19 protein-coding genes and 3 pseudogenes are annotated in these 24,941 nt (G+C 69.9%); 4 read left to right on the forward strand and 18 right to left on the reverse strand.

The window, feature by feature from the left end:
* Positions 1 to 105: 105 nt before the first annotated feature.
* From ACFU6I_RS03910 to ACFU6I_RS03980, 15 genes and pseudogenes are all read right to left on the reverse strand, one after another.
* Positions 106 to 1,296: a TnsA-like heteromeric transposase endonuclease subunit gene (locus tag ACFU6I_RS03910; protein ID WP_384361117.1), complete on the reverse strand. Its 1,191-nt coding sequence runs from the start codon at positions 1,294 to 1,296 to the stop codon at positions 106 to 108.
* Positions 1,297 to 1,686: 390 nt separating this feature from the next.
* Positions 1,687 to 2,084, reverse strand: a pseudogene (locus ACFU6I_RS03915) (transposase); the annotation flags it as partial.
* A 362-nt stretch (positions 2,085 to 2,446) separates the two neighbouring features.
* A pseudogene (locus ACFU6I_RS03920) lies at positions 2,447 to 2,557 on the reverse strand (succinyl-CoA--3-ketoacid-CoA transferase); the annotation flags it as partial.
* Positions 2,557 to 3,022, reverse strand: a pseudogene (locus tag ACFU6I_RS03925) (CoA transferase subunit A); the annotation flags it as partial. The pseudogenes ACFU6I_RS03920 and ACFU6I_RS03925, both read right to left, overlap by 1 nt.
* Positions 3,022 to 3,414, reverse strand: a complete 393-nt coding sequence (locus ACFU6I_RS03930) for an acyl-CoA thioesterase (RefSeq protein WP_384361120.1) — start codon at positions 3,412 to 3,414, stop codon at positions 3,022 to 3,024. The pseudogene ACFU6I_RS03925 and the gene ACFU6I_RS03930, both read right to left, overlap by 1 nt.
* Positions 3,411 to 4,313 (reverse strand): 3-keto-5-aminohexanoate cleavage protein, encoded by a 903-nt coding sequence (locus ACFU6I_RS03935; RefSeq protein ID WP_384361123.1) that lies wholly within the window; start codon positions 4,311 to 4,313, stop codon positions 3,411 to 3,413. Before ACFU6I_RS03935 ends, ACFU6I_RS03930 begins: the two co-directional genes overlap by 4 nt.
* The gene (locus ACFU6I_RS03940; RefSeq protein ID WP_384361126.1) at positions 4,310 to 6,493 is read right to left on the reverse strand and encodes a hydantoinase B/oxoprolinase family protein; all 2,184 of its coding nucleotides are present in this window, start codon (positions 6,491 to 6,493) and stop codon (positions 4,310 to 4,312) included. The genes ACFU6I_RS03935 and ACFU6I_RS03940 overlap by 4 nt, the downstream gene beginning before the upstream one ends.
* A gap of 1 nt (position 6,494) precedes the next feature.
* On the reverse strand, positions 6,495 to 8,591 hold the full coding sequence (locus ACFU6I_RS03945) for a hydantoinase/oxoprolinase family protein (protein WP_384361129.1): 2,097 nt from the start codon (positions 8,589 to 8,591) through the stop codon (positions 6,495 to 6,497).
* A gap of 9 nt (positions 8,592 to 8,600) precedes the next feature.
* Complete coding sequence (locus ACFU6I_RS03950) at positions 8,601 to 9,749, reverse strand: alpha/beta hydrolase family protein (protein WP_384361132.1); 1,149 nt, start codon at positions 9,747 to 9,749, stop codon at positions 8,601 to 8,603.
* A gap of 2 nt (positions 9,750 to 9,751) precedes the next feature.
* The gene (locus ACFU6I_RS03955) at positions 9,752 to 10,579 is read right to left on the reverse strand and encodes an SDR family oxidoreductase (protein ID WP_384361135.1); all 828 of its coding nucleotides are present in this window, start codon (positions 10,577 to 10,579) and stop codon (positions 9,752 to 9,754) included.
* 35 nt (positions 10,580 to 10,614) lie between these two features.
* Entirely contained in the window at positions 10,615 to 11,820 is a 1,206-nt protein-coding gene (locus ACFU6I_RS03960) for an NAD(P)/FAD-dependent oxidoreductase (RefSeq protein WP_384361138.1), read from the reverse strand.
* 3 nt (positions 11,821 to 11,823) lie between these two features.
* Positions 11,824 to 12,024, reverse strand: coding sequence for a ferredoxin (locus ACFU6I_RS03965; protein WP_384361141.1), 201 nt, complete (start codon positions 12,022 to 12,024; stop codon positions 11,824 to 11,826).
* A complete protein-coding gene (locus ACFU6I_RS03970; RefSeq protein ID WP_384361144.1) occupies positions 12,021 to 12,554 on the reverse strand; it encodes an aromatic-ring-hydroxylating dioxygenase subunit beta in 534 nt (177 codons plus the stop codon). The genes ACFU6I_RS03965 and ACFU6I_RS03970 overlap by 4 nt, the downstream gene beginning before the upstream one ends.
* Positions 12,551 to 13,954, reverse strand: coding sequence for a Rieske 2Fe-2S domain-containing protein (locus ACFU6I_RS03975; RefSeq protein ID WP_384361147.1), 1,404 nt, complete (start codon positions 13,952 to 13,954; stop codon positions 12,551 to 12,553). Before ACFU6I_RS03975 ends, ACFU6I_RS03970 begins: the two co-directional genes overlap by 4 nt.
* Before the next feature lie 26 nt (positions 13,955 to 13,980).
* Positions 13,981 to 14,919 (reverse strand): VOC family protein, encoded by a 939-nt coding sequence (locus ACFU6I_RS03980; protein ID WP_384361150.1) that lies wholly within the window; start codon positions 14,917 to 14,919, stop codon positions 13,981 to 13,983.
* 143 nt (positions 14,920 to 15,062) lie between these two features.
* On the opposite strand from ACFU6I_RS03980, the gene ACFU6I_RS03985 reads away from it, so the two are divergent.
* A complete protein-coding gene (locus ACFU6I_RS03985) occupies positions 15,063 to 15,983 on the forward strand; it encodes a LysR substrate-binding domain-containing protein (protein WP_384039077.1) in 921 nt (306 codons plus the stop codon).
* Positions 15,984 to 16,417: 434 nt separating this feature from the next.
* On the opposite strand, the gene ACFU6I_RS03990 is transcribed toward ACFU6I_RS03985, so the two are convergent.
* Positions 16,418 to 16,669 (reverse strand): hypothetical protein, encoded by a 252-nt coding sequence (locus tag ACFU6I_RS03990; protein ID WP_384361153.1) that lies wholly within the window; start codon positions 16,667 to 16,669, stop codon positions 16,418 to 16,420.
* Positions 16,670 to 16,733: 64 nt separating this feature from the next.
* Here ACFU6I_RS03990 and ACFU6I_RS03995 point away from each other — a divergent pair, with 64 nt between their 5' ends.
* The 3 genes from ACFU6I_RS03995 to ACFU6I_RS04005 all read left to right on the forward strand — a co-directional run bounded on the left by ACFU6I_RS03995 (position 16,734) and on the right by ACFU6I_RS04005 (position 21,543).
* Positions 16,734 to 17,621 (forward strand): oxygenase MpaB family protein, encoded by an 888-nt coding sequence (locus tag ACFU6I_RS03995; RefSeq protein ID WP_384361265.1) that lies wholly within the window; start codon positions 16,734 to 16,736, stop codon positions 17,619 to 17,621.
* A 27-nt stretch (positions 17,622 to 17,648) separates the two neighbouring features.
* Positions 17,649 to 19,937, forward strand: a complete 2,289-nt coding sequence (locus tag ACFU6I_RS04000; RefSeq protein WP_384361155.1) for a tetratricopeptide repeat protein — start codon at positions 17,649 to 17,651, stop codon at positions 19,935 to 19,937.
* Positions 19,938 to 19,998: 61 nt separating this feature from the next.
* Entirely contained in the window at positions 19,999 to 21,543 is a 1,545-nt protein-coding gene (locus tag ACFU6I_RS04005) for a phytoene desaturase family protein (RefSeq protein ID WP_384361158.1), read from the forward strand.
* A 13-nt stretch (positions 21,544 to 21,556) separates the two neighbouring features.
* Here ACFU6I_RS04005 and ACFU6I_RS04010 read toward each other — a convergent pair whose 3' ends face one another.
* Both ACFU6I_RS04010 and ACFU6I_RS04015 read right to left on the reverse strand, forming a co-directional pair.
* A complete protein-coding gene (locus tag ACFU6I_RS04010; RefSeq protein WP_384039089.1) occupies positions 21,557 to 22,531 on the reverse strand; it encodes an acetylxylan esterase in 975 nt (324 codons plus the stop codon).
* Positions 22,532 to 22,535: 4 nt separating this feature from the next.
* On the reverse strand, positions 22,536 to 24,938 hold the full coding sequence (locus ACFU6I_RS04015; RefSeq protein WP_384361160.1) for a polysaccharide lyase 8 family protein: 2,403 nt from the start codon (positions 24,936 to 24,938) through the stop codon (positions 22,536 to 22,538).
* Positions 24,939 to 24,941 lie beyond the last annotated feature (3 nt).

Consider the following 24,941-nt stretch of genomic DNA (forward strand, 5'->3'; position numbering starts at 1 on the left):
TCAACCTGCCCAAATGCGGCAGGCACGACTCGATCCGCCACTCCTCACCGCCGATGATCAGTTCAACGCCCGGCGACAGATCCCACGACGTCGGTGCCGCGGTCGTCACTGCTGCCCCCGGGTGAGCTTCCGAGGAGCTAGCCGGACCAGGCGCTCATCCCCGTACGGTCCGGACAGATCCACCCCCAACTGCCGCCGCCACAACAGATGCAGCGCATGTGCCCGCGCAACGGCCGGGAGGGAGCACCGGTCCACCAACTCGCCGTACGGCATCGGGCCTTGAGCGGCGACCTGGTGCAGCTGACCCTGGATTCCCAGTACGTCGTCCAGCGGGCGCCGCTCCGCCGACATCGCGTCCACGGCACCCCGCACATGTGCTCGCCAGCGCGTCAGTACGGCAAAGCGCCAACCGGCCGACAGCGCGGCCTCGGCCGTCGCTGCGAACTTCAGGTTGTCCCTGGCGTGAATGCGACCAGCCGGGCGCACGTCCACCACGATTGGACCGCGGCGCGTCAGCAGGAGGTAGTCCGGCGTGTGATCCACCCTGCCGCCGTCGGCGTAGAAGCAGAGCCGGAACGGCTGGCAGAGCGCCTCAGTAAGATCGGCCGCGAAATCGGCGACCAGGAGCAGGCATTCCTCCTCGAAACTCTCGAAGCCGTGATGCCGATCCGTCGCTGTCATGTACTCAAGTCCGGGGCGGTGTTCCTGATCAGTCCGCCAAGTGAAGCGTCTTACGGGCACGGTCTGGGAGAGGTCCACCGTGTTCAGGTCCTGCACGGGGCAGGTCACAGATGCGCTCCGCCCATACTTCCATGTCGTTGTCCACCGGACCGGCCAACGATCATCGAGGTCCAAGTGAGCGGCGTGCGCGGTATGTTCGCGGTCCAAGTGCGCCAGATCTTCCAACGCGCAAGCATCGGACCAGACTCTTTCGCCTGATGGCGAAGGTGTCGAATCTGATGGGACATTCCCCTGATGCACACGGAACACAGCGCGTGCCGCCCCTCGTGCGTCGACCTGAACTGCCCAGAGCATCTCAACCATAGGGCGATCAATCTGGTGCCGGAGAAGCCTCCTCGAACGGTCACTCGAATGAGTGAAGGTCTGATCGATGGGGAGACGCGGTGGCAGCCTGCATGCTTGACTCCGGCGACAGACCAGCGAGCACGCCGCGGAGGAACCGAGCAATAGGAGTCGCCTGTTGGAGCTGCCGGGGAGGGCGTCGTCCGAGTCAGCAGGCCCGGACGACGCCGCGGAGATCCAGGCGATCACAGACGCCATGGTCCGCCTCCTCATCGGCGTCCCTGCCCTCCGCCGGACAGCTGACCGTGAAGTCCCTGGCACGCCCGGGACTGAAAGCCCGCAGCAGCGGTGTGCGGGCAAGAAGAGAGGGGCAGTGGCCAGGGTGTGGCGAGTGCCCCTTCAAGTTGAAAAGAGTCTATTACGGTCCGCGCCGGGAAGCATTTCACCCTGGTCAAGGCTGCCCAAGCCGCCCGCACCGCATCAACGGCAAGCCGCTGGACGCAAGACGCTCTAACGCGGCACGCCGAGTTGCCGGGATGAGCCGGGTCGAGCACATCACGCCGGACCTTGCCTGGCAGAGCGTCGAAAGCCGTGAAACCAGGCGAAGGTGCGCTCGACCATCCGATGGGAACTACGAGCCGACATCCACGATGGCGCGGACCTGGTCGCGGTAGATGTCGTGGTCGTAGCCGCGGTGGGCGAAGAGTGAGTCTGGTCTGCGGCGCGGACGGCCGACTCGGCCACGGACCGGTGGGACCGCGTCGACAAGGGGCAGCAGCCGGGTGACGTCGTTGCGGTTGCCTCCGGTGACGACGACCGCGAGCGGGGTGCCGTGCCCGTCGGTGATCAGGTGAGCTTCGATCCGGCCCGGCCCCGGTCGACCGGCGACGGGCCTGTGTACTGCCCCCTTCTAGGGCCCTGACGTGGGAGGAGTCGGCTGCGGAGTGGGACCATTCCAGCCGGGAGGCTGCGTTGATCTCGGCGAGCAGGACCTCGTGCAGCTGTTGCCAGACGCCGGCCTCGTGCCAGTCCCGCAGCCGCCGCCAGCACGTTCCCCCTGACTATCGGAAACCCAATCGGACCCTCCGAAGTCGGGGTAAGCGGTAGGGCAAGCGATGTTGCCACGGTCAGGCCCAAGGGCATCGCGATGGCGTCCATGAGTAGCTCTGCCCCACCCCGCGACAAGGAGGGGCCAGGCCCTGTCTGTCGCGCACCCGCCGGGCGCAAGTGTTCAGCCGCCCGCTCTCTCACATCGCGAGTCGCCCCGTTTCGCGGTAATCGACGGTGGTGGCACCGCTTGTGACCTGCGGTGTACTTATGTGCCAACTAAAGGAGCCCGCTTCGCGATGGGCAGGAGACTATTGTTGGCATCACTGCAGGTCAGAAGCGCCCTCGTGTGCCACCTGTCGTGCTCGGTCACAGTTTGCGCCGTCACAGTCTCCTTGCCGGCATGGACGAGGTCGGGGTCGACTTCGCCCTCGGTCGGGTAGCGGCCGGTGCCGAGAATGCCGTTCTCCGACTGCAGCACCAGCTCCCGTCGAAGGCCTCCACCGTCTTGGCCGGGGAGGTCACCTCGACGGTGCCGTCGGCGGCGTACTTCCAGGGGATGCCGCCCTCGGCGACCTGGGTGCCCACACCGGTGCGGGTGCAGAACGCCGCGATGCCGGAGCCGCCGGCGCGCATCCGCTCCGCGAGCGTGCCCTGCGGGGTCAGCTCGACCTCCAACTCTCCGGCGAGGTACTGCCGGGCGAACTCCTTGTTCTCCCCGACGTACGAGGCCACCACCCGGCGCAGGCGGCCCGCACCGAGCAGGACGCCCAGGCCCCAGTCGTCGACGCCGGCATTGTTGGACATCGTCTCGAGCTCGCCGACACCGGCCTCCAGGAGTGCCTGGATCAGCGAGGCCGGGATGCCGCACAGTCCGAAGCCGCCCCCGCGAGGGTGCTGCCGAGGGAATGTCGGCGACTGCCTGGGCGGCCGAGGCCACGACCTTGTCCATCACGCCGCCCCCGCGGTCGGGGCGAGACGTTCCCGCAGTGCTCGGGGAACCGGTGCCGGGCGGCCGTCGACATCGACGTGCACGACGGCGTGTTCGCCGCGCACGCAGACGCCGGCCGGGCCGGTGACGACCCAGGTGTAGGTGATCGAGCTGTTCCCGACGTGTTCGACCTCGAGGCTGACGGTGTACTCGTCCCCGGCCACGAGCGGCTGGTGGTACGAGGCTGCCGTAGCGCGACGCGGGAACCTGCCGATGTCGACGTCCGGAAGCACCGAGCGGTACAACGCGTGCTCGGTGTTTTCCGCCCACCGGTACGCGGCGGTGTGGTGGAACCGGCCGGAGGCATCGGTGTCGGACCAGGCGACGACGCCGGACGTGCTGTGGATGCTCACGCCGGCACCTCGTCGAGCTGCTTGAGGCCCAGCATGTCGCGCGCCTCGCTCGGAGTGGCGATCTCGTAGCCGAGTTCGTGAATGATGCGCACGGCGCGTTCGGCGAGTTCCAGGTTGGTCGCGAGCCGGCCGCGCGAGTAGTAGAGGTTGTCCTCGAGGCCGACCCGCATGTGGCCGCCGAGGAGGAGACCGTGGGTCGTCGCCGGGAGCTGGGCCGGCCCGATGCCTGAGACCCCCCAGACCGTTCCCTCGGGCAGGTGCTCCACGAGCAGCTGGAGGATCTTGGGGGTGTACGGGAGGCCGCCCTGAAAGCCGCGCTGGCCGCCGAGCACGATGTTGCAGTAGTACGGCGGGGAGTCCAGGCCCTCGGCGGTCAGAGTGGTGAAGTCGGACAGGATGTGCCCGAGGTTGAAGACCTCCCATTCGGGCTTGATGCCGCGATTGGTCATCTCCTCGAGCAGCCAGCGGGAGCGCTTCGGTGTCGTGGTGACGAGGTACTCCCGCTCGGCGGTGCTGGCCGTGATCGTGTGCGAGTCGAGGGTGGCCATCTCGCAGCCCACGCCCTCGATGCCCTTGATCCGTTGGTGCCAGTCCAGTTCCCACAGCTCGTCGCCCAGCCGGACCGGCATGTCACCGTGAATTCCGCCGCCGGTGGAGTTGTTGATGACGATGTCGGTCCGGGCCCGGATCAGCGAGTTGATCTCGGAGTAGATATCGGGGTCGCAGGTGGCCAGGCCGTCCTCGCGGCGGGCATGGACGGCCACGACACCGGCGCCGACCTCCCAGCAGCGGGCCACGTCGTCGGCGATCTCCTGCGGGGTGACCGGAAGGTGCGGACTCTGCTCCTTGGTGGCCATGCCACCCGTCGGAGCGATGGTCAGGATGATCTTGCGGCTCATCGGTTGTCTTCCGTGGTTGTGCCGGCCCGTTCAAGGGAGGCGAGGTCGAGTTCGAGATCGTGGAACGGCTCCTGGTCACCGCGGTGCACGTCGACCGCGAGCAGGGCACCGGTCCGCGGGCAGGCCCAGCCGGTGACCGTCAGGTCGCGGTGGAGGGGGGCGCCGACGGACGACGGGAGGGCCAGGGCGAACCGATGGGCTCCCTCGCGCCACCTGGTGGAGCCGGAGGAGAGCACGACGCCCTCGAGGGTGTGCACCTGGAACTGTCCGGTGTCCTTGTCCCGGACGAGGAGGAGTCGGTCGCCCAGCCGTACCGCGTCGTCGGGAACCGCCTCGGTGACCGCCACCGGGTCCACGACGGCGGTCGGTTCGACGCCGAGTCGGGCGGCACGCCGGTCCCGACGGGCGGCGGAGGTGGCGGACGTGTCGACCGAGCCGCCGTCCGCGGAGAGGACCACGCCGTAGGTCTCCCGGGCCTCCTCCTGGGTGACCACGCCGTAGTGGACGTCGTCCAGGACATCGGCGGGGGCCCGGTCGAGCGGGTCACCGATGCCGCCGCCGCCCTGCCAGGTCACCTCGAACAGGTCCGCCGGGGTCATCGGGAAGGAGCCCGGCTTCGGCCCGAGGTCCCGGGGCTGTTGCCCGCCGGCCCGGAAGCGCTGGCTGATCATGGCACCGGGCAGGCCACCGCCGAGCCCGACGGAGTTCGGCACCTCGGCGCCGTGCGTCATCACGAGTGCCTCGGCCTCCGGCACGGAGACGGTGACGCCGACCTCGGCCCCGAGACCCCCACGGCGGCGACCGGCCCCACCGGTACCGGCGGCGAGACGCCGGTACCGGTAGAAGAGCGGGGTCTTCTGCTCGTTGACCTCCACATCGGCGATCGAGGGACACGGGGCGTTGATCGGCCCGGCGGCGTTCTGCCCGTCGTGGTCGGCGAAGGCGCCGAAGCCGCCGGCCAGCGGGTCCATCAGATGCAGGCCGAACATCTTTCCGTGCCGGTCGCGGCCGGAGAGGTTGAACGTCGCCATCGTGCCGCTGCTGACGGCCTGGGCGCGGTGCGCGTACTTCGGCGAGGCGAACAGCAGCCGGTTCAGTGCCGCAGAGACGACGTTGCTCACCGTCCAGACAGCCTCGACGGTGGCGGAACCGACCGGTGCCGGCGGTACCGCGGTGCAGACCAGACCGTCCGGCGCCGAGATCTCCACCGGGCGCAACAGACCCTCGTTCCACGGGATGCCGAAGCCCAGGGTGGGGATCAGCGCACCCGCGACGCCGCCGGCCAGGCCGGCGCGTGAGGAGTTCACGAAGCCGTTGGCCTGCGGCGAGGAACCGGAGAAGTCGAAGTGCAGACTGTCACCGCGTTTGGTCAGCACACAGTCGATGGCGAAGAGGTTGTTCTGCTTGCCGTCGTGTTCGAGGAAGTCGCGGGTGCGGACGACTCCGTCCGGCAGTTCGCGCAGGCGTGCGCGCACCAGTGCCTCGGCGTCGTCGACCATCGTGTGCATCACCGACAGCACGGTGGCCTTGCCGTACCGGTGGGACAGTTCGGTGAGGCGCTCGGCCGCGACGTTCAGGGTGGCGATGAAGGCCCGGATGTCGAGGCCCACCTCGGCCGGGAGGCGTGACGCGGTGAGGATCATCTCCAGTACGTCCTCACGCAGTTCACCGCCGTCGACCAGTTTGACGGCAGGGATGCGCAGTCCCTCCTGCCACACCTCGGTGGCCTTGGGTGACCACGAGGCAAAGTCCATGCCGCCGATGTCGGTCTCGTGCGCCATTACGCCGGCCCACCCGAGCAGTTCGCCGTCCACGATCAGTGGTGCGCACATCTGTACGTCGTTCTGGTGCAGTGCGCCGATGAACGGGTCGTTGCCGATGATGCGGTCGCCGTCCTTCAGTCTGGTGCCGTTGCTCAGCAGGTGCCGGATGAGCGATCCCACGGGAGGCGCCTCGAAGGTCACCTGGTGGCCCATCGTGACGAACGCGCCGTCCGGCAGGTAGACGCCGGTGAAGAAGTCGCTCGCCTCGGTCACGGTCGGGCTGCCGCTGACCGACTGCAGCGCGAGCCGCATCTGGTCGGTGATGGCGACGAGCCGGCTGCGGACGACCTGGCGGATCACCGGGTCCGTGCTCGCGCCGTCCAACGGGACAGGGGCGACGTCGATTGCGTCGGTCATGTCAGTTCACCTTCACGTGGATGAGGCCGAGTGCGTCGGTGGTGGCGACCCCGTTCGGGGGGATCACCACGACGCATCCGGGGAGCTGGACGAGCGCGGGACCGACGATCTCCTGCCCGGCAGCCGGCCGGCGGACGGTGTACACGGCCGTCTCGTCGGGCCGGTCGGCGTCGTCGAACACGACCGGACGCGTCCCGAGCCGGGTGAAGGGCTCGCCCGTACCGTGGCCGTCCGCACCGGCCGCGGGCAGTGCGGCCACGGAGCGGACCGAGAGGATCTCGAACCCGGCTTCCCGGAAGCCGGCTCCCTTGCCCCAGAGCTGCTCGTACTCCTTCTCGAAGCTGAGGAGGAGCTCCGCGAGGGCATCCCTGTCGGGCGAGGCGGCCACGGTGACGTCGACGTGGTGGGCCTGGCCGAAGTAGCGGATGGACGCTGTGTGGGTGACCGTGCCGCACTCGGGGTCGGGCAGGGCTGCCAGGGCGCGCACACGGGTGTCGTCGACTGCCTCGGCGACGACCTGCGCGTCCTGGGCGCTCGGGCCGGCCTCGGCGAGCACACGCCGGTAGCAGGTGCGGGAGGCCGTGGTCCTGAGGTCGGAGGTGCCGGCGCCGAAGGCCGACTGAGCCGTCGCTGTCGGCGGCACGACAAAGCCGGCCAGGCCCGCTTCACGGCACAGGGCCCACGCGTGCGACGGACCCGATCCTCCACCTGCGATCAGGGTGAACTCCCGCGGGTCGTGACCGCGCTCGATGGTGACGGCGCGCAGCAGATCGGCCATGGCGTTGTCGAAGACCACACGGATCGCCCGGGCCGCTTCGACGGCCTTCAGCCCGAGGGGCGTCCCGACCTTGTCCGCGATGGCTTGCTTCGCGGATTCGCGGTCGAGGACGATGCCTCCGCTGCCGAACTGCTCCGGGTCGAGCACCCCGAGGACAAGGTCGGCGTCGGTGGTCGTCGGCTCGGTGCCGCCCTTGCCGTAGCAGACCGGGCCGGGTACGGCACCGGCGCTGCGCGGCCCGACGTTGAGCACTCCGCCCTCTACCGCGGCGATCGAGCCGCCGCCGGCGCCGATCGAGGCGATGTCGATGCTCGGCACGCGCATGTCGGCGCCGCCGAAGGTGACCTCGTCGCTCATCAGCGCGACTCCGCCGGCGATGACGCCGACGTCGAAGCTGGTGCCGCCGACATCCATGGTCAGGACGTGCGGGGTGTCGAGTTCCGCCCCGAGTTTCTGGCCGGCCACCACGCAGGACGCAGGACCGGAGAGCAGGTTCGACACGGGCCGCTCGGTGACCGTCCGCGCCGGGACCACACCGCCGGCGCTCGTCGTCATCATGATGGGGGCGGTCATACCGAGGGCTGCCAGCCGCTCCTCCAGGAGGGCGAGATAGTGGCCCTGGACCGGACCGAGTGCCGCGTTCGCCACCGTGGTCGAGGCGCGGGCGTACTCACCGACCGAGGGCGCGATCTCGTGGGAGAGGGAGAGGAAGACGCCGGGCAGCTTCTGCTCGATGAGCCGTGCGACGGCGAGCTCGTGGGCCGGGTTCTCGGTCGCCCACAGCAGGCAGACGGCGACGGCCTCCACCCCGATGTCCCGCAACCTGCCGATCGCGTCGAGCGCGCTGCTCCCGTCCAGCGGTGTGCGTACGACGCCGTCCGAGTCGATGCGCTCCGCGATCTCTACGACCTGGGTGCGGGGCACCAACGGCGGCACCTGGCCGCGCAGATGGTAGTCGCCCAGGTCCAGGCCCTGCAGGCCGGCCGTACCGCGACGCAGCCTGCCTATCTCCAGGACGTCACCGAAGCCGGCGGTCGTGATGAGCCCGGTCCTCGCCGAGCGTCCGGTCAGCAGCGCGTTGAGGCCGACGGTAGTGCCGTGCCCGAACCGGGTCACCCGGGAGCACAGCTCGCCGGTGTCACGACCGACGGTCTCGGCAGCCAGGTGCACGGCGTTGATCACGCCCGTCACCACGTCGGGGGTGGTCGGGGTCTTGCACACCCAGGATTCGCCGTCCGGGGACCGGAGCCACAGGTCGGTGAACGTACCACCGACGTCGGTGCCGATCGCCCAGCCGGAGGCGGGGGACGGAGTGTTCATGGCTCCCTTTCAGAGGCGGTCGGCGACCCAGTCGGCGATGTAGTGCGCGGGAACGGCTTCGTTGTCCGCACCGGCGTGCGAAGCACCGCCTTCGGCGCGGCTGAAGACCTTGAAGCGGCGGTCAGGACTGTTGACGGCGTTCTCGTACTGGGGCACGGCGAACTCCATCGGGATCTGCCGGTCGTCCTCACCATGGGTGACGAGGAAGGGGACGGTGATCCGCTCGATCACGCCCTCCAGCGTCATGTCGGGCGCGAAGGCCATGAAGTCCTCGAGGCTGTCCTTGCCGAACACCCACTGGACGTGGTCCCAGTAGTGCGGCACGGGGTTCTCGCCTTCGCGCTGCAGGCGGCGCTTCTGGAGTTCTCCCCAGTTGTGGTTCGCCCCCCAGACCGCGCAGAGCTTGAAGCGCTTCTCGAACGCGGCCGCGCGGGGGGCGTAGTAACCGCCGAGCGAGACACCGCTCATGCCGATGCGCGTGCCGTCGACATCCGGTCGGGTCTCCAGATAGTCGACCGCGGCACTCGCCCAGCGTTCGCTGTCGTGGACCGCCGCGAGCCCGCGCTCACGGAGCGAGGCGCCCGTGCCCGGCTGGTCGACGCAGAGTGTCGCGATGCCGCGACGCGCCAGTTCGCGGGGCAGTCCCAGCCGGAACAGCATCTCCTTCATCGAGTCCAGGCCGTTGCAGAAGACCATCACCGGGCAGCCGTCCGCCGGAGGTTCGCCGTCGGCGGGGACGAACAGCGCGGGGTACGAGGTGCCCTCGTAGGGGACCTCGACGAACTCGGCGCGCTCCCCGCCGTGTTCGATCGCGAGCCGGCACGTCTGAACGGCCTTGCGGTAGGCGACCTCGCGGGGTGCGTAGTGACGGCTCTGCATGCGCTCGGCGACCAGGTAGTAGACCGAGGCGCGGGCGTAGCGCGCACCGGCAGACAACGGATGACCCTCGGCGAGATCCTGCTCGGCGCTCCGGACGAGTCCGTCGGCGAAGGCGCACCACGACTGGAAGAACTTCTCGGTGCCGGCGTCGTCGCCGTCCTCGGCCGCGTCGACGAGCGGGGCGCAGATCTGGTCGACCTCGCCGATCCGGCCACCGCAGTTCATGGCGATGCTGACCGACAGGCTCCAGACGTAGTTGGCCGGGAAGTAGCGGAACATGGTCACTTCCCGACGCGGTCGGCGGCGCCGTTGCTGATCACGGCGCGGTTGAACAGGCCCTGGTCGGCGACGATCGTCTGGCCGGTCATGGTGGTGTTGTTCCGAGAGGCGAGGTAGGCGTAGAGGGGCGCGTACTCCTCCGGGGTCGGTAGCGTGGGCAGCAGGGCCAGGGAGAGGAACTGTGTCTCGAAGTCCTCCTTGGGGATGTCGGACTGCTTGTTGTTCTCCAGCCCGAGCGCACGGGGGCCGCGGAGCTGGCTGTTGGCGATGCCCGACGGGGCAACGCCGTTGACCCGCACCTTCGGTGCGAACTCGAAAGCGAGTTGGTTGACCACGCCGCGCACCGCGCCCTTGGCGGCGGTGTAGAAGAGCCCGCCGCCGTCGGCGGCGTAGGCCGCGGTGGAGGAGGTCAGCACGATGGAGCCGCCTGTCTTCTCCAAGTCGTCGACGAAGACCTTGGCGGCCAGGATGTAGCCGAGAGCGTCGACGTGGAACACCTCGTCGAACAGCGACTCGACCCTGTCCAGGGGCACGTCGCGCAGCGGGATGTTGCCGTCGAAGATGCCGTGGGCGCCGACGAGGGCGTCGATACGGCCGAAGCGGTCCAGGACCGCCTGCCGGCAGGCGACCAAGTCCTCGGTACGGGTGACGTCACCCCGGACGAGAAGCACGTCGTCCCCGAACTCGGCCTTGAGGTCGACGAGTTTGTCCGCGGAGATCTCCAGGATGGCGACCTGCGCACCCTCGCCGATGAAGTGGCGGGCGATCCCGAGGCCGAGGCCGGAGCCGCCGCCGGTGATGAGGACGACATGGTTGTCGAGCATCTGCATGGTGGTTCCTTGCTGGGGGAGTCGAGGAGAGAGGGTCAGGCCGACGACGCCGTGCCCAGGGCGTCGTTCAGTGACGCGCGGGCACGGAGCAGCTTCCGATACGTCCGCAGGGCGCGGACGCGGCCGCAGATGGTGGCGCCGTGCAACTCGTCGCAGGCGCCGTGGGCGACGACGAAGTCGCCGGTCGAGATGTCGCCCTCGACGACGATGTCGGTGTCACCGGGGCGCCGCTCGCCGAGCATGTGGAGGGTCAGGCCGTACTGTTCCGTCCAGACGTAGGGCACAGCGTCGTGGGCGGTGGCTTCGCCGCGAGCGATGTTGAGACCGACCCGCCGGCCTTGCTCGATGGCGTGGGTCCAGTGCTCGAAGCGCCGGTGTCGGCCGTGGAGCGGGTCCCAGCGGCCGACGATGTCACCGGCGGCCCACACCCCCTCGACGTTCGTCCGACCGGCCGCGTCGGTGACGACGCCGTGGTCGAGCTCGACGCCCGAGCCGATCAGCCAGTCGGTGGCCGGCTCCGTGCCGACTCCCGCGAGCACGCTCGTGGCCTGTCGCACCCGCCCGTCGGCGAGATGGATGTCGTAGCCCTGCGCTGTCTCCGCCACGGAGGTCGTGGCGGTGCCGAGGTCGAAGAGGACCCCGTTCGCGAGGTGCAGGTCGTGCAGCCAGCCGGCGACCTCGTCCCCGAGGAATCCGGCAAGAGGCAGTTCGGTCGCGCACAGAACGGTCACCTCGACGCCGCGGGAGCGGAGAGCGGCGGCCACCTCCAGGCCGATGAACCCCCCTCCGATCAGCGTCACCGGACGCCCGGTCGTCGCGAACTGCCTGGCTGCGGTCAGATCAGCACGGGTGCGCAGGGTAGGCAGGGCGGCGCCCCCGGTCGTCACGACCGGGCGAGCCGTGACGCCGGTCGCGACGATGACGTGCTGCCACCCGATTGCCTCGCCCCAGTTGGTCACCACGAGGCGGCGGTCGACGTCCAGCCCCGTGGCGCCGTGGCCGGCGAGAAGATCGATTCCCTTGGCGGCCAGTTGCTCGTCGGTCCGCAGCGGGGCCGGCGTGGCGTGATCCCTGGCGGCCAGCAGGCTCTTGGAGAGCATCGGCCGGTCGTACCCGGGCTCCACCTCCTCGTCCAGCACGGTGAGGGGGCCGGTGTACCCGCCCTCGCGCAGGCCGTCGGCGGCGGAGAGGCCCGAAGCGGACGCGCCGACGATCACAATGCCGTCATTGGTTCGGCTCACGGATCATCCCTCGATCAGGCGCAGAGCCTGCGCCGGACAGGCCCGGACGGCCTCCTGCACGTCTTCCAGGTCGTCCTCGGACAGCACGTCGAGGGTGACGACCGCGACCGGGCTGCCGGGCGGAACGGCGAAGACTTCGGGATGGATGCCGACGCAGATTCCATAGGCGGTGCAACGCCCGGGGTCGACGGTCACACGGGTCACAGGAACACCCCCAGGTTGGCGGTCTTGAGGCTGGTCTCGGTCAGGATCACTTCGCGGGAGAGGAGCCGAGGACCGGCGGCCGTGAGCCGGACACGGTCGTTGCGGCGGCACGGGATCAGGTCGAAGTGGACGTCGATCCCCCGCTGCCGGTAGAGCAGCAGCGAGCTGTGGGCCTCGACGATGTCGAGCTCGGCGGTCCTCCGTACCTCGACGCTGCCGACGAGTCGCATGGTGCGGGACGGGGGCACCTCGGAATAGGCGTGACCGGTGTTCTGCCGGTCCAGCCGCGTCCGCACGTGCGCCTTGGTGTCACGGATGCGCCACGCGGCACGATTGACCTCGATGCTGCGCGGCTCCGTCGACTGACGCGACGGCACGGTGTAGAGCAGGTCGTCGTCGAGCAGTTGGAACCACTCCTCCTCGCGTCCCTCGTCCAGAAGGCGCGCCTCGTGCGCGAGGAACTGCGCCACGCGTGTGTACGTCGCGGGGTCCACCACGAGGGTGTCCGGAGCTTCGGCGGCGGCCGTCATGCCTGCGTCCCTTCGGTGGTCCCCGTACCGGAGTCGGTCCGGCCCTTCATCGTGCGCAGCCACTGGCGAAGGAAGTTGAACTGCACGTGCTCGCCGTAACCGGTGTTGCGGTGGATGCCCGGTCCCCTCCAGCCCGGGTCCGGAGCGTCGTCGACGGGCGAGTTGTGGCCCTGCTGATAGTTGAACTTCAGCCCTTCCTTGCGCATCCACGGGCTCGCGGCCGCACGCTGTACGCCCTCCCAGGCGACGGTGTCGTCCTGTTCGTAGAGCCCGGCCGACCCGAAGCAGTACTGGCCGCCGACGTAGTCGCGCAGCGCGGACTCCTCGTCCTGGAAGTTCCACACGAACTGCCAGTTCCACAGCTCGAGCCTGCCCGGTGCGACGGGCTGCCACTGACGGAAGCTGGTCATGACGGCCGGCGGTCCGTCCGGGAGCGGGGAGAAGATCCGGATGAAGCTGAGGTTGGGGAAGATGGTCCCCACGGTGGGAGGCTCGTGGTCGACCACGAAGCGCTGGGTCTCGTCCAGGCCACTGAGGTCGAACTGCGCCTTGTACTCGTCCGGGTAGCCCCACAGCGTGAAGCCCGGGTGGATCGCTCGGGTCCAGGCGTGGCCGATGAAGGTGTGTCCGTTCTCGAACTCGTAGGTCCGGCCGATCTCGCAGGTGCCCTGGACACCCTGGAGCATGTCGACCTCTTGGACGCTGAAGTGCAGGGTCGGCAGGTGGTAGACGTCGCCGGCGAAGTTCTCACCGGCCGTCTTCCAGTCGCCGTTGACCATGTACCGCTCGGGAGGACCTGCCACGCGCATGCCGTCGGGGTGAAGGTGGGTGATCAGGTCGAGCATCCAGGCACCGCCGCCGAGCCACTCCTCCAGCGGGGGCACCTCCTCGGACAGCGAGGCGAAGATGAAGCCTTTGCGGTTCTCGACCTTCGGGGCGCGCTTGAGGCTCCACTGATTCGGGTCGAGAGGCTCGCCGTACGCGCGGTGCATCAGCGGCGTCCCGACCAGCCGTCCGTCGTTGGCGTAGGTCCAGCCGTGGTAAGGACAGGTGAAGAAGCGCGAGTTGCCCGCGTCGGTCTGGCACACCTGGGTGCCACGATGACGGCAGTAGTTGGACAGCACGTTGATGCCGCCCTTGCCGTCGCGGGTCACGATGACGGGGTCGAGCCCGATTCTGCGCTGGACGAAGTCACCGGCCTCGGGGATCTCGCTCTCGTGGGCGACGAAGACCCAGGTTCTGGTGAAGATCCGCTCCATCTCGGCCCTGAAGACGTCGTCGTTGTTGAAGATCTCGGCCGGGACGAGATCCTCCCGCATGTCCTGCTCGACACGGTCGAGCAGCACGCCCAGCGGAGTGGAGAAGGGCGCCGACGACGGGGGTTCATTCGTGAGAGTCATCGTTGACTTCCTGTTCACGGGAGGGTTCAGAGCGGGGGCGCGACGAACACGCCGCGGTCGGGGTCGTTGAACTGCTGCTTGGCCACGAACTCGTTCATCTGGTTCGCGGTGCCCCACTGGTCGATGAAGTCGGGCTTCGTGACGTCGTACACGGACGGGTGGTGCCGGTCCCAGTCGACGGTCTCGAGCTCGGTGGTGTACTCGACGCAGTTCCCGACCCGGTCCAGGAAGTAGGAGTAGGTGTTGTCGCCGGCCCTGTGACGGCCGGGGCCCCAGATCTGCTGGACGCCCTCACGAAGCATCCGGCCGGTGCCGCGCATGTACTCGTCGATCCCGCGCATCTCGAAGGAGATGTGGTGGACCGCGACGTGTGGACCACGGGCAACGGCGAAGGAGTGGTGCCAGTCGTTGCAGCGCAGGAACCACATGAAGTCCCCGCGTTCGCCGAGGCACAGGGTGTCGGAGAGCTTGAAACCGAGGTGCTTGACGTACCAGTCGACAGTCGCCGCCGGGTTGTCGGAGTTGACCACGAAATGCGAGAGACGGACAGGGATCGACTCACGGGCCCCGATCGCCCGGAAGTCCCGGGTGGCGACGTCCGAGGAGACCTCGACCACGCGTCCGTCGCAGTCGAAGAACCGGAAACCGTAGCCGGCGCCGGGAGTGTCGAGCTTCCGCGGATCGTGGATGATCCGGACGCGCTGCTGGGTCAGCTGCGCCGCGAGGGTGTCGACGTCCGTCGGGGAGCCGGCCCCGAACGAGACCAGGTCGAGTCGCTTCTGGTCGTCCTTCCGCAGGCGCACGATGTACTGCTCGGGGGACCCTTCGGCGGCCAGGAAATGCACGCCGGTGTCGGAATCGACGGGGGCGAGGCCCCAGAGGTCGCGGTAGAAGGCCAACTGGCGGTCGAGGTCGGGGGCCGCGAGCGCCACATGGCGTAGGTGGGTGATCAGAGGCTTCGTCACGTTCTCTCCTCATCGAGTGGCGGCGACAGCGGTGACGAAATGCGCGTTCACGCGTCGTTCATGTGAACGTAGTGATGCCAATCACCGCGCACAAACAATTCCTGACGATGCTCGGCATTGATGAAATCAATTAATGTGGCGCCGTGGACCTTCGGCGCGTTGACCTGAACCTGCTTGTCGCCTTCGACATGCTCATGATCGAGCGAAGCGTCACCCGTGCGGCGAATCGACTCTCGATCGGGCAGTCGGCGATGTCGTCGACGCTGTCCCGGCTGCGGAAGCTCTTCAACGATCCGCTCCTGACCAGGGAGGGGCGCGGTCTCGTCGCCACGCCGCTGGCCGAGTCGCTCGCCGGTCCGGTGCGCGAGCTCCTCACCGGCATCGAGATCGTGCTCTCCCAGCGCGAGGCGTTCGACCCGGCCACGGCCCGGCGGACCTTCTCGGTGATCGCCAACGACTACCTGACGATGACGTTCCTTCAGCCGCTCATCGCCCGCCTGTCCGTCGAGGCGCCCGGTATCCGGCTGAACATCTTCCCGACCGGCGACGACTTCGCCGACCAACTCCGCGGACATCGGGCGGACTTGCTGGTCATGCCGAGGGAAGCCTTCGAGGAGCACGAGCAGTTCCCGCACCGGGTGCTCTTCCAGGACCGCTATGTGGTCGCTGTCGACAAGGATCATCCCGACGTGGGCGACGAGATCACCCTGGAGCAGTTCACGACCCTTCCGTTCCTGGCCGCGTCCTCGGGACATCTGCGCGGTCTGTCGGAGATGCAGCTCGACTTCCTCGGTGTGCCGCGCAACACCGAGATCACCGCCGGGTTCGGCATGGCGCCGTTCCTGCTGAGCGGCACGAGGCTGATCACGCTGGTCCATGAGCGACTCGCGCGCAAGATCGGAGAAGCTGCGGGGATCCGCCTGCTCGAGCCGCCGATCCCGCAGCTCCAGCCCATCACCGAGATCATGGCCTGGACCAAGCGGACCGACCGCGATCCCGGACACCGCTGGTTCCGCCAGTGCCTGCTCAGGCTGGCCGAGGAGGAACCGGCGAGCCGACCCTGACTTCTCACTCGGATGAGGACGGGGCCCGCCATCCCCGGAATGCGCCTGCCTCGCCGAGCACCGCTGCCGGCCCGTAGCGCCGCGAGGCCCGGCGGCCTTCGGTGTCAGTGGCCCCGCGTACGGTCTGCGCATGGCTGATCAGGATTCTCACTTGCCCTCGGTGCACGACTTCGCGACCTGGGAGCCCGTGCTGCGGCTTCTGAGGGACAGCGGCGCGAAGGAGCGAACTGCCCCGTCCATCCGGGTGGCGGGACGCATCGGCCGACAGGGCTCGACGCGCAAGCCGTCCCGCGCAGCCTGTCGGCCGCCGCCATCAACGTGAACGGCAACGAGGACCCCCTGGCCGTCGTGGCCATCGCCAACGAAATCCTGGCCCTCTGGGACCGGCCCCGGATCATCCAGACCGTTCTCGAAGGCAACCTCGGCCCCATGCCTTAGACGAGCCCGGCGTGGTGCGCACGCGCGCCCCGGACGAGACCGAGGCGCATCCGGGCGACACCATGAGGAAGGGCACTCCGGCCGGCCGGGTCGGCAGCCCCGATGCCCTCGCGCGGGCGGCGGTCACCTGGCGCCGACGACGCGGCGTTCGACCACGGAACCGTACTCGACGGCGGCCGGGTCGGCGTCGCGGCCGTCGCCGGGGTGTGACCGAGCCGGAGCGGGGCCTGGAGCATCAGCCCGGTCACAGCGCATCCTGTGGGTGCAAACGCCATACGTACGTACACGGCCGAGCGGGAGGTACGAGCAGTGATGGTGGAAGCCGACCCGGGGCTCTTCGGTCCCGATTCCGTCACCTGGCAGTTGCACGGCGACCCGATGATGTGGATCGCCGGGGTGCGTGCCCTCTACCTCCAGGCGTTGCACCCGCGCGCCGTCCGGGGCGTCATGCAGAACTCCGATTTCCGCAAGGACGCCTGGGGGCGGCTGATGCGCACCGCAGGCTTCGTCGGCACCATCACCTACGGCACCACCGAAGCCGCCGAGAAGGCGGGCGCCCGCGTCCGCCGGATCCATCGGCTGCTCAAGGCCACCGACCCGGCGACCGGCGAGACGTACGGCGTCGACGAACCGGAGCTGCTGCTCTGGGTGCACTGCGCCGAGGTCGACTCCTACCTCCAGGTGCAGCTCCGCTCCGGCCGGCGGCTCAGCGCCGCCCAGGCCGACAATTACATCGACGAACACCGCACCAGCGCCCGCCTGGTGGGCCTCGATCCCGACGACGTACCCGCGACCACCGCCCAGCTCGCCGCCTACTTCGACCGGGTGCGCCCCGAACTCGCCGCAGGAGCCGAGGCGTTCGACGTCGACTCGTTCCTCCGCCGACCGCCCGCCCACGCCCTGTTGGTACCGGCGCGCGAACTGCTCTGGCGGCGCGTCGCAGCACTCGCCTACCAGTCACTTCCCCCTTACGCCCATGAACTCTACGGGAGGGCCGCGCCGCCCCCGCACGCCGTCGACCGGCGGCTGCGCGCCACCGGCGCCGCCCTGCGCTGCATTCCCTCACGGCTGCGCTGGCAACTTCCGCCCCGCCACATTGTGAAGGCGATGGAACGACTCGGTCCCGGCAGCCGCCCCACCCCCTCCAAACTCCGCAGCCCGGCAGCCATACTGGACGGGCCGGGGAGGGCGCAGCAGTAGGCGAAGCGACGGGGGCGACAGCACGCGATGGCGGACACCAGGCTGATCCAGAGCCGGTACCGGCTGCTCGATCTGATCGGGCGCGGGGGCATGGGCGAGGTGTGGCGCGCCCGCGACGAGTCGCTGGGCCGCCACGTGGCCGTCAAATGCCTCAAGCCGACGGGGCCCCAGCACGACCAGTCGTTCACCCGGATCCTGCGCGAACGGTTCCGTCGAGAGGCACGGGTGGCCGCCGCCCTCCAGCACCGCGGTGTCACCGTCGTCCATGACTTCGGAGAGTACGAAGGGGTCCTCTACCTGGTGATGGAGCTCCTCGACGGCCGCAACCTCAGCCAGCTCCTGGAGGACAACAAGCAGAATCCGCTGCCGGTCCCGGACGTCGTCGACATCGCCGAGCAGGTTGCCGACGCCCTGGGCTACACCCATCAGCAGGGCATCGTGCACCGCGACCTCAAGCCCGCCAACATCATGCGGCTGGCCGACGGCACGGTGAAGATCTGCGACTTCGGCATCGCCCGGCTCGGGCACGACATCGGCTTCACCTCCCGCCTGACCGGTACGGGCATCGCCATGGGCACCCCGCACTACATGTCGCCCGAGCAGATCAGCGGTGGCCAGGTCGACCACCGAAGCGACCTCTACTCACTGGGCTGCGTCCTCTACGAGATCGCCACAGGGGTTCCACCCTTCGACCTCGACGACGCCTGGGCCGTCCTCGTCGGACACCGCGACACCCAGCCCGAACCACTCCGCACCCACCGCGCCGAACTCCCCGGCTTCTTCGATCGCGTCGTCCTGGAGCTGCTGGCGAAGACCCCGGAGGAGCGGCCCGCAGACGCGGGCGACCTGCTGCAGCGGATCGCCGTCGGACGCACCGGCGAACAGCGGCATCTTCCGGCGTCCGGACCCCCGCGGCCGTCGGGACGTGTCCGGCTCGCCCCGCCGGTCCCCGTCGTACGCCCGGGACAGCGCCCGCCCGACGGCGAACCCCGGCTGCCGTCCTGGACCCGGGGCATGACCACCGGACACAAGGCGTCCGGCGCCATGCAACTCGGTCTCGCCCCGCCCGACCACTCCGCGGGCCTGACCGGCGAGTGGACCACCGGCACCGACCTGAGGGCCCTGACCGCGGGGCCGCCGCCCGCCCGGCCCGAGCGGCCCACCCCCTCCCCGGAGCTCCTCTCGACTCTCGCCAACCGGCACAGCGCGGGCCTCAACCTGGGCCGGCTCGGCCACTGGGAGGAGGCGGGCGAGGTGCACCGCGCGGTCGCCGCCGAACGCGAGCACGCCCTCGGCCCCGACCACCCCGACACCCTCTCCAGCCGGTACGAGGTGGGGTTCACCCTCAGCCGCACGGGGCGCGCCGCCGACGCGCTGCGCGAATTCGGGCGCGTCGCCCAGGGCCGCGAACGCACTCTCGGCCCCGACCACCCGGAGACCCTCGCCGCCCGGCAGGAGATGGCATACGTGCTCGGCCAGCTCGGCCGTCACTTCGAAGCGCACCAGGTGTACGCCGCGGTGCTCGCCTCCAGGGAAAGGTCGATGGGCCCCGACCACCCCGACACCCTCCGCTGCCGCCACAACCTCGCGTTCAACCTGGGCAGGCTCGGGCGGCTGGAGGACTCGTACCGGATGTCCCGCGACGTGGCGCACGCCCGCAGCCGGTCGCTCGGCGCGAGCCACCCCGACACTCTGGTCACGCTTTATGAGGTCGCGTACACCCTCGGCCGGTTGGGGCGCTGGACGGATGCGCTGCAGACCTACCGGGAAGTCGCTCAGGGGCGCGCGCGAACCCTCGGCGCCGACCACCCCGATACGCTCTCGGCCCGCTACGAGGTCGGCATCAGTCTCGGCAGACTCGGCCGCAGCGCGGAGGCCCTGGAGCTCTACCGCGCCCTCGTCGACGACCGGACCCGGGTGAACGGCCCCGCCGACCCCGAGACGCTCCGGGCCCGCCACGGCCTCGGTGTGAACCTGGGGCGGCTGGCCCGCTGGGAGGAAGCCCTCGCCGAAGCACGCGACGTGTGCGTCATGCGGGAACAGGCCCTGGGCCCCGACCACCCCGACACCCTCATCAGCCGCCGCGAGGTCGCCGTCGGCCTCGGCTGGCTCGGCCGCTGGGCCGAAGCCCTCACCGTCTACCGGGCGGTTGCCGAGGCCCGCGAACACGTCCTCGGAGCCGATCACCCCGACGCGCTCGCCAGCCGCAACGACGAGGCGCACTGCCTCGAACAGCTCGGCCGGGGCACCGAGGCCGTCGAGCTGTACCGCAGGGTCGCGGCGCTGCGCCGGCAGCGGGGCGTGCCCCCGCACTGACGGTGGACTCCCTGGGCCACCGCCTCTGGCCAGTGGCGATCATCCTGTGCTACCAAGGGCCATGCCCGCACCTGACACCTATGACGCAGTGATCGTGGGCGGCGGCCACAACGGTCTGGTCGCCGCCGCCTACCTCGCCGGCGCAGGACAGTCCGTCCTGGTCCTCGAACGCCTCGGGACCACCGGGGGAGCGGCCGTCTCGACCCGTCCCTTCGACGGGATCGACGCACGGCTGTCGCGCTACTCCTATCTGGTGTCCCTGCTGCCGCAGAAGATCGTCCGCGACCTGGGTCTGGACTTCGCCGTACGGAAGCGGACCGTCTCCTCGTACACCCCGACCCTCCGTGGCGGGCGAGCCACCGGACTGCTCGTCGGCGGGGACCGCACCCGGGAGTCCTTCGCCGCCCTCACCGGCGGGGAGCGCGAGTACGAGGCCTGGCAGCGCTTCTACGGCATGACGCGGCAGGTCGCCGAGAGGGTCTTCCCGACCCTCACCGAACCGCTGCCCGCCCGGGACGCGCTCCGCGACCGGATCGGGGACGCGGACGCGTGGCGCATGCTCTTCGAGGAGCCGATCGGTGCGGCCGTCGAGGAGAACTTCACCGACGATCTCGTGCGCGGCGTCGTGCTCACCGACGCACTGATCGGTACCTTCGCCGACGCGCACGACCCGTCGCTGCTCCAGAACCGCTGTTTCCTCTACCACGTGATCGGCGGCGGCACGGGCGACTGGGACGTCCCCGTCGGCGGCATGGGCGCGCTCACCGACGCCCTCGCGCAGGCTGCCCGGACGGCGGGGGCCGAGATCCGGGTCCACCACGAGGCCACCCGGATCGAGACCGACGGGACACGGGCCGAGGTCACCGTCGGCACGGCCGAGGGCGAGTGGACGGTCGCCGCACGCCGGGTCCTCGTGAACGCCTCGCCGCAGGCCCTGGCCGCACTTCTCGGCGACGAACCGCCGGCTCCTGCCGAGGGCGCCCAGCTGAAGGTGAACATGCTGCTGCGCCGGCTGCCCCGGCTGCGTGACCACTCCGTCGACCCTCGCCAGGCGTTCGCCGGGACGTTCCACATCGCCGAGGGGTACGGGCAGTTGGCCGACGCCTACCGGGACGCGGCTGCGGGCCGGCTGCCCACGGCCCCGCCGTCGGAGATCTACTGCCACTCGCTGACCGACCCGTCGATCCTCGGTCCCGACCTCGCCGCGCGCGGCTACCAGACCCTCACCCTCTTCGGTCTTCACACGCCCGCCCGGCTCTTCGCCGCGGACAACGAGGCGACGCGCGCCGCCCTCCTCAAGGCCACGCTCGCCGAACTCGACGCGCATCTCGAGGAGCCGATCGCCGACTGTCTGGCCGTCGACGGGAGCGGCGAACCGTGCATCGAGGCGAAGACCCCGCTCGATCTCGAACAGGATCTGCGGCTGCCCGGCGGCCATATCTTCCACCGGGACCTCGCCTTCCCGTTCGCCACGGAGTCCACCGGCCGGTGGGGTGTCGAGACGGAGCACGCCAACGTCTTCCTGTGCGGGGCGGGCGCGGTGCGCGGCGGCGGGGTCAGCGGGGTCCCCGGCCACAACGCCGCGATGGCGGCGCTGGGCCGGTGACCCGCTCCCGTGCCTACGGACCGAGGACGCCGCGCAGTGCGCCGAGCTTGCGCGGCAGGTCGTATTCCGCGCCGCCCTCGTGTCCGTTGTACGTGAACACCTCGATCTCGGCCGGACCCGCATAGCGGTGGTAGGCGGCGAACACCGTGGACGACGGGCAGATCTTGTCCATCAGCCCGACCGAGAACCACGCCGGAGCGGTCGCCCGTGCCGCGAAGTTGACCCCGTCGAAGTAGGACAGCGTCTCCATCGCCTCGTCGATCCGGAAGCGGTGCCCGGACAGCCAGCGGGCGATCTCCGCGTACGGGCCCGCGTCCGTGATCTGCGAGGCGCGCCGGTAGTGGCAGAGGAACGGCACATCGGCGACAACCGCCATCACGTCGTCCCGCAGTCCGGCGACGGCGAGGGCGAGCCCGCCACCCTGGCTGCCGCCCAGCACCGCGACCCGCGACGCGTCGACGGCCTCATGGGCCTTGGCCGCGTCGACGGCCCGCACCGCGTCGGTGATCAGCCGCCGGTAGTAGTGCCGGTACGGATCCTCGATGCCGCGGGTGAGGAAGCCCGGGGACGAGGAGCCGTGGCCATCGGGTCCGATGTCCGGGGTGTCCGCGGTGTTCTTGCCACCGCCGCCCTGTCCCCGGTTGTCCATGACCAGATGCGCGTAGCCGAGGGAGCTCCAGGTCAGCCAGGAGTACGGGATGCCCCGGCCGCCGTTGTAGCCGATGTACTGCACCACCGCGGGCAGCGGGCCCGAGCGGACGCGCGGCAGCATCAGCCACGCCTTCACCGGCTGCCCGCCCCAGCCGCGGAACGTCACGTCGAACACGTCGACGGTCGCGAACCCGGCGTCGTACGGGACGAACTCGGCGTCCAGGCCGTGGCGGCCGGTCTCGGTGAGCGTCTTCGCCCAGAACGCGTCGAAGTCCGCGGGCTCCTCCGGCTCCGGCCGGTACTCGCGCAGCCGCTCCAGGGGCATGTCGAACAACAAGGACTTAGCTCCTCTTCAAGGTGAGGGTGAGGGTTGCACCGTGGAGTTCAGTGGTGTCCGCCGTGATCCGGGTGCCCCGGGCGGTGGGCACGGCGCTCACGCCGGGATCGGCGGAGACGACGGTGAGGCCGCGCCGGTCGAGATCCAGCACGACAGCGGACCTGAGCTGGGTGGGATCGGACAGCGACACCGTGACCGTCTTCCCCTCGGGCCGCACCAGCACCGACGCCGGTCCGTCCGAGGTGAGGTCCTGTGCGGTGCCCGCGGTCCAGAAGTTCGCCGCGAACAGGCCGTCCGCGCAGCGGCGTACTGCGTGCACGGCTGTGGAGTCGGCGACCAGCTTCACCGGTGGCGCGGCCGACCACAGCCTGGTGCGTTCGGCGGATGCGGCGGGCGCCTGAAGCCAGAAGTAACCGGCTCCGTCCGGCGCGGTTCCGTGGTCCTGCCACAGAGTCAGATACGGGCGGGTGACAGGGGTGTCGGTGCCGTACTTGAGGTTGATCTCGCGCCAGGTCGCGGTGCGGTCCTCGCGCACGCCGTTGACCTGTGCGGGCTTGGGGAAGATGTAGCCGCCGGTTCCGGCGAGATGCAGCCAGCGGACCCGGTCGAGCCGGTCAGACCAGCCGCCGTCGGCAGGTACGGCCGTGCCGTTGACGAGGAGCGCCGCCCGCGGGTCACGCAGCTTCCGGTTCTCCACGACTGTCTCGGCGGTGCCCGCGTCGGCGGTGATGCCGGAGCCGACGCAGGCGATCACGTCGTCCAGGCAGAACCAGCTCTTGAGGCCGCGCAGCGAACTCCCGAACGCGCGCAGCTCCATCCCGTACGCACCGAGCGTCGTTCCGGGCAGCGCGGCACCGCCCGCCCAGTCGGCCGTGCTGGTGGTGCGCTGGCCGGCCGCGTCGGCGGGACGGCCGGCGAGGACGGTGGTGCCGGGCAGCCGGGTCGGGTCGACGGTCGGCCAGTAGTCCTCGCTGTAGTGCCCGAGATCGTCGGTGTAGAGCAGGACCATGCCGTCGGAGAGGTGCCAGGCGTGCAGGTTCTCGTTCTGGATGGACTCGTAGTTGTAGATCCTCGTCGAGTACGCCGAGATACCGAGTGCGAACGAGGGCCGGTGGTGGGCCGCCTTGTCCATCCGCGGGTGCTGCTTGTGTGCGACCAGCGGGCCGCGCGCCGGGACGGGCGAGGCGATGATCTGCCGGGCGGCGACGAGCGTCGCCAGGTCGGTAGCGGCGAGGAAGTCCCGGTAGGTGTCCTCGGCGATCCACTGCTTGACCAGGGCGGTGAACCGGTCGGCGGTCTCTCCCGGAAAGCTCGGAATCAGTCGCACCACCGCCTCGATCACCGTCTGCGCCGAGACATGCCCCTGCTTGCTGGGGCGGGCGATCTCGCGCCCGCAGACGGACGCCATGACATCGCCGCGGGCGATGAGCGGGTCGAAACCGTCGTCGACCCAGTGCCGGACGTTGTCGAGATCGGGGTCGGTGACCGTCCATGCCGTACCGGCGAGCAGGTTCAGCAGCCGGGAGAGGTTGCTCAGGAGTTCCTTGCCGTAGCCACCGTTGTACGGGTGCTTGTAGTGCTGGAGGAACGAGCCGTCGGAGTAGAACCCCTCGCCGGTGCCCTCCGCGGCGGCGCTGGTGTCGTTGAACGCCAGCACACTGTTGGCGCCCGAACCCTCGACGTCCGACAGGGCGTCACGGACGCGGAGGAGATCGTCGCCGTTGTCGCGCAGCACCGCGTTGACAGCGACGACGGTGGAGATCCACACCCGGTTGGCACCGGTCGCGATCTGCCGGTCGGCCCGCCACAGATTGGGGTCGGGCGTGTAGTGCCGGACTGCTGTGTTGATGCGGGTCAGCCGTTCCGTTCCGAGCGCGTCGTACAGCAGGACGGTCGCGTCGTTGAGGGCGAGCGGGGAGCCGATCTCCCAGTCCCAGTCGTTGTCGAACCTGGTGTGCCCGGGGCCGTAGCGGTTCGTCAGCATCCAGTCGATGCCGGCCAGAAGCAGATCACGCAGTGCGGGGTCGCCGAACTGCGGGGTGCCGGGGACGGCCCACGCGGTCGCGACCGTGGCGAGGCGCTTGAACGACGTGGTGACGTGGTTGGAGAGCGTGGTGCTGGTCAGATCGGGGAACAGACCGTCGGGTCGGGTCGGGTCGAGGCCCTTGGCGGAGGAGGTCGCGGCTTTGCCGATCCGGGCCACCGTCGCCGCGATCTGCGAGTCCGTGAGGTCGAGTCCGGGGCCGCCGGTGAGCAGGGTGTGCCAGCGGGCGCGGAGCGCGGCGGCGCCGTCGGCGGCTTCCGCGGCGTGTGCCGTACCCGTGGCCGGGGTCAGGGGCAGCGCGGCGGCCGCGCCGAGTGCTGCCGCTCCCGTGAGAACGGTGCGTCGGGTGGTGCCTCGGTTCATGAT

Source organism: Streptomyces sp. NPDC057486 (assembly GCF_042802415.1).
In the GTDB taxonomy this organism is placed as follows: domain Bacteria; phylum Actinomycetota; class Actinomycetes; order Streptomycetales; family Streptomycetaceae; genus Streptomyces; species Streptomyces yanii.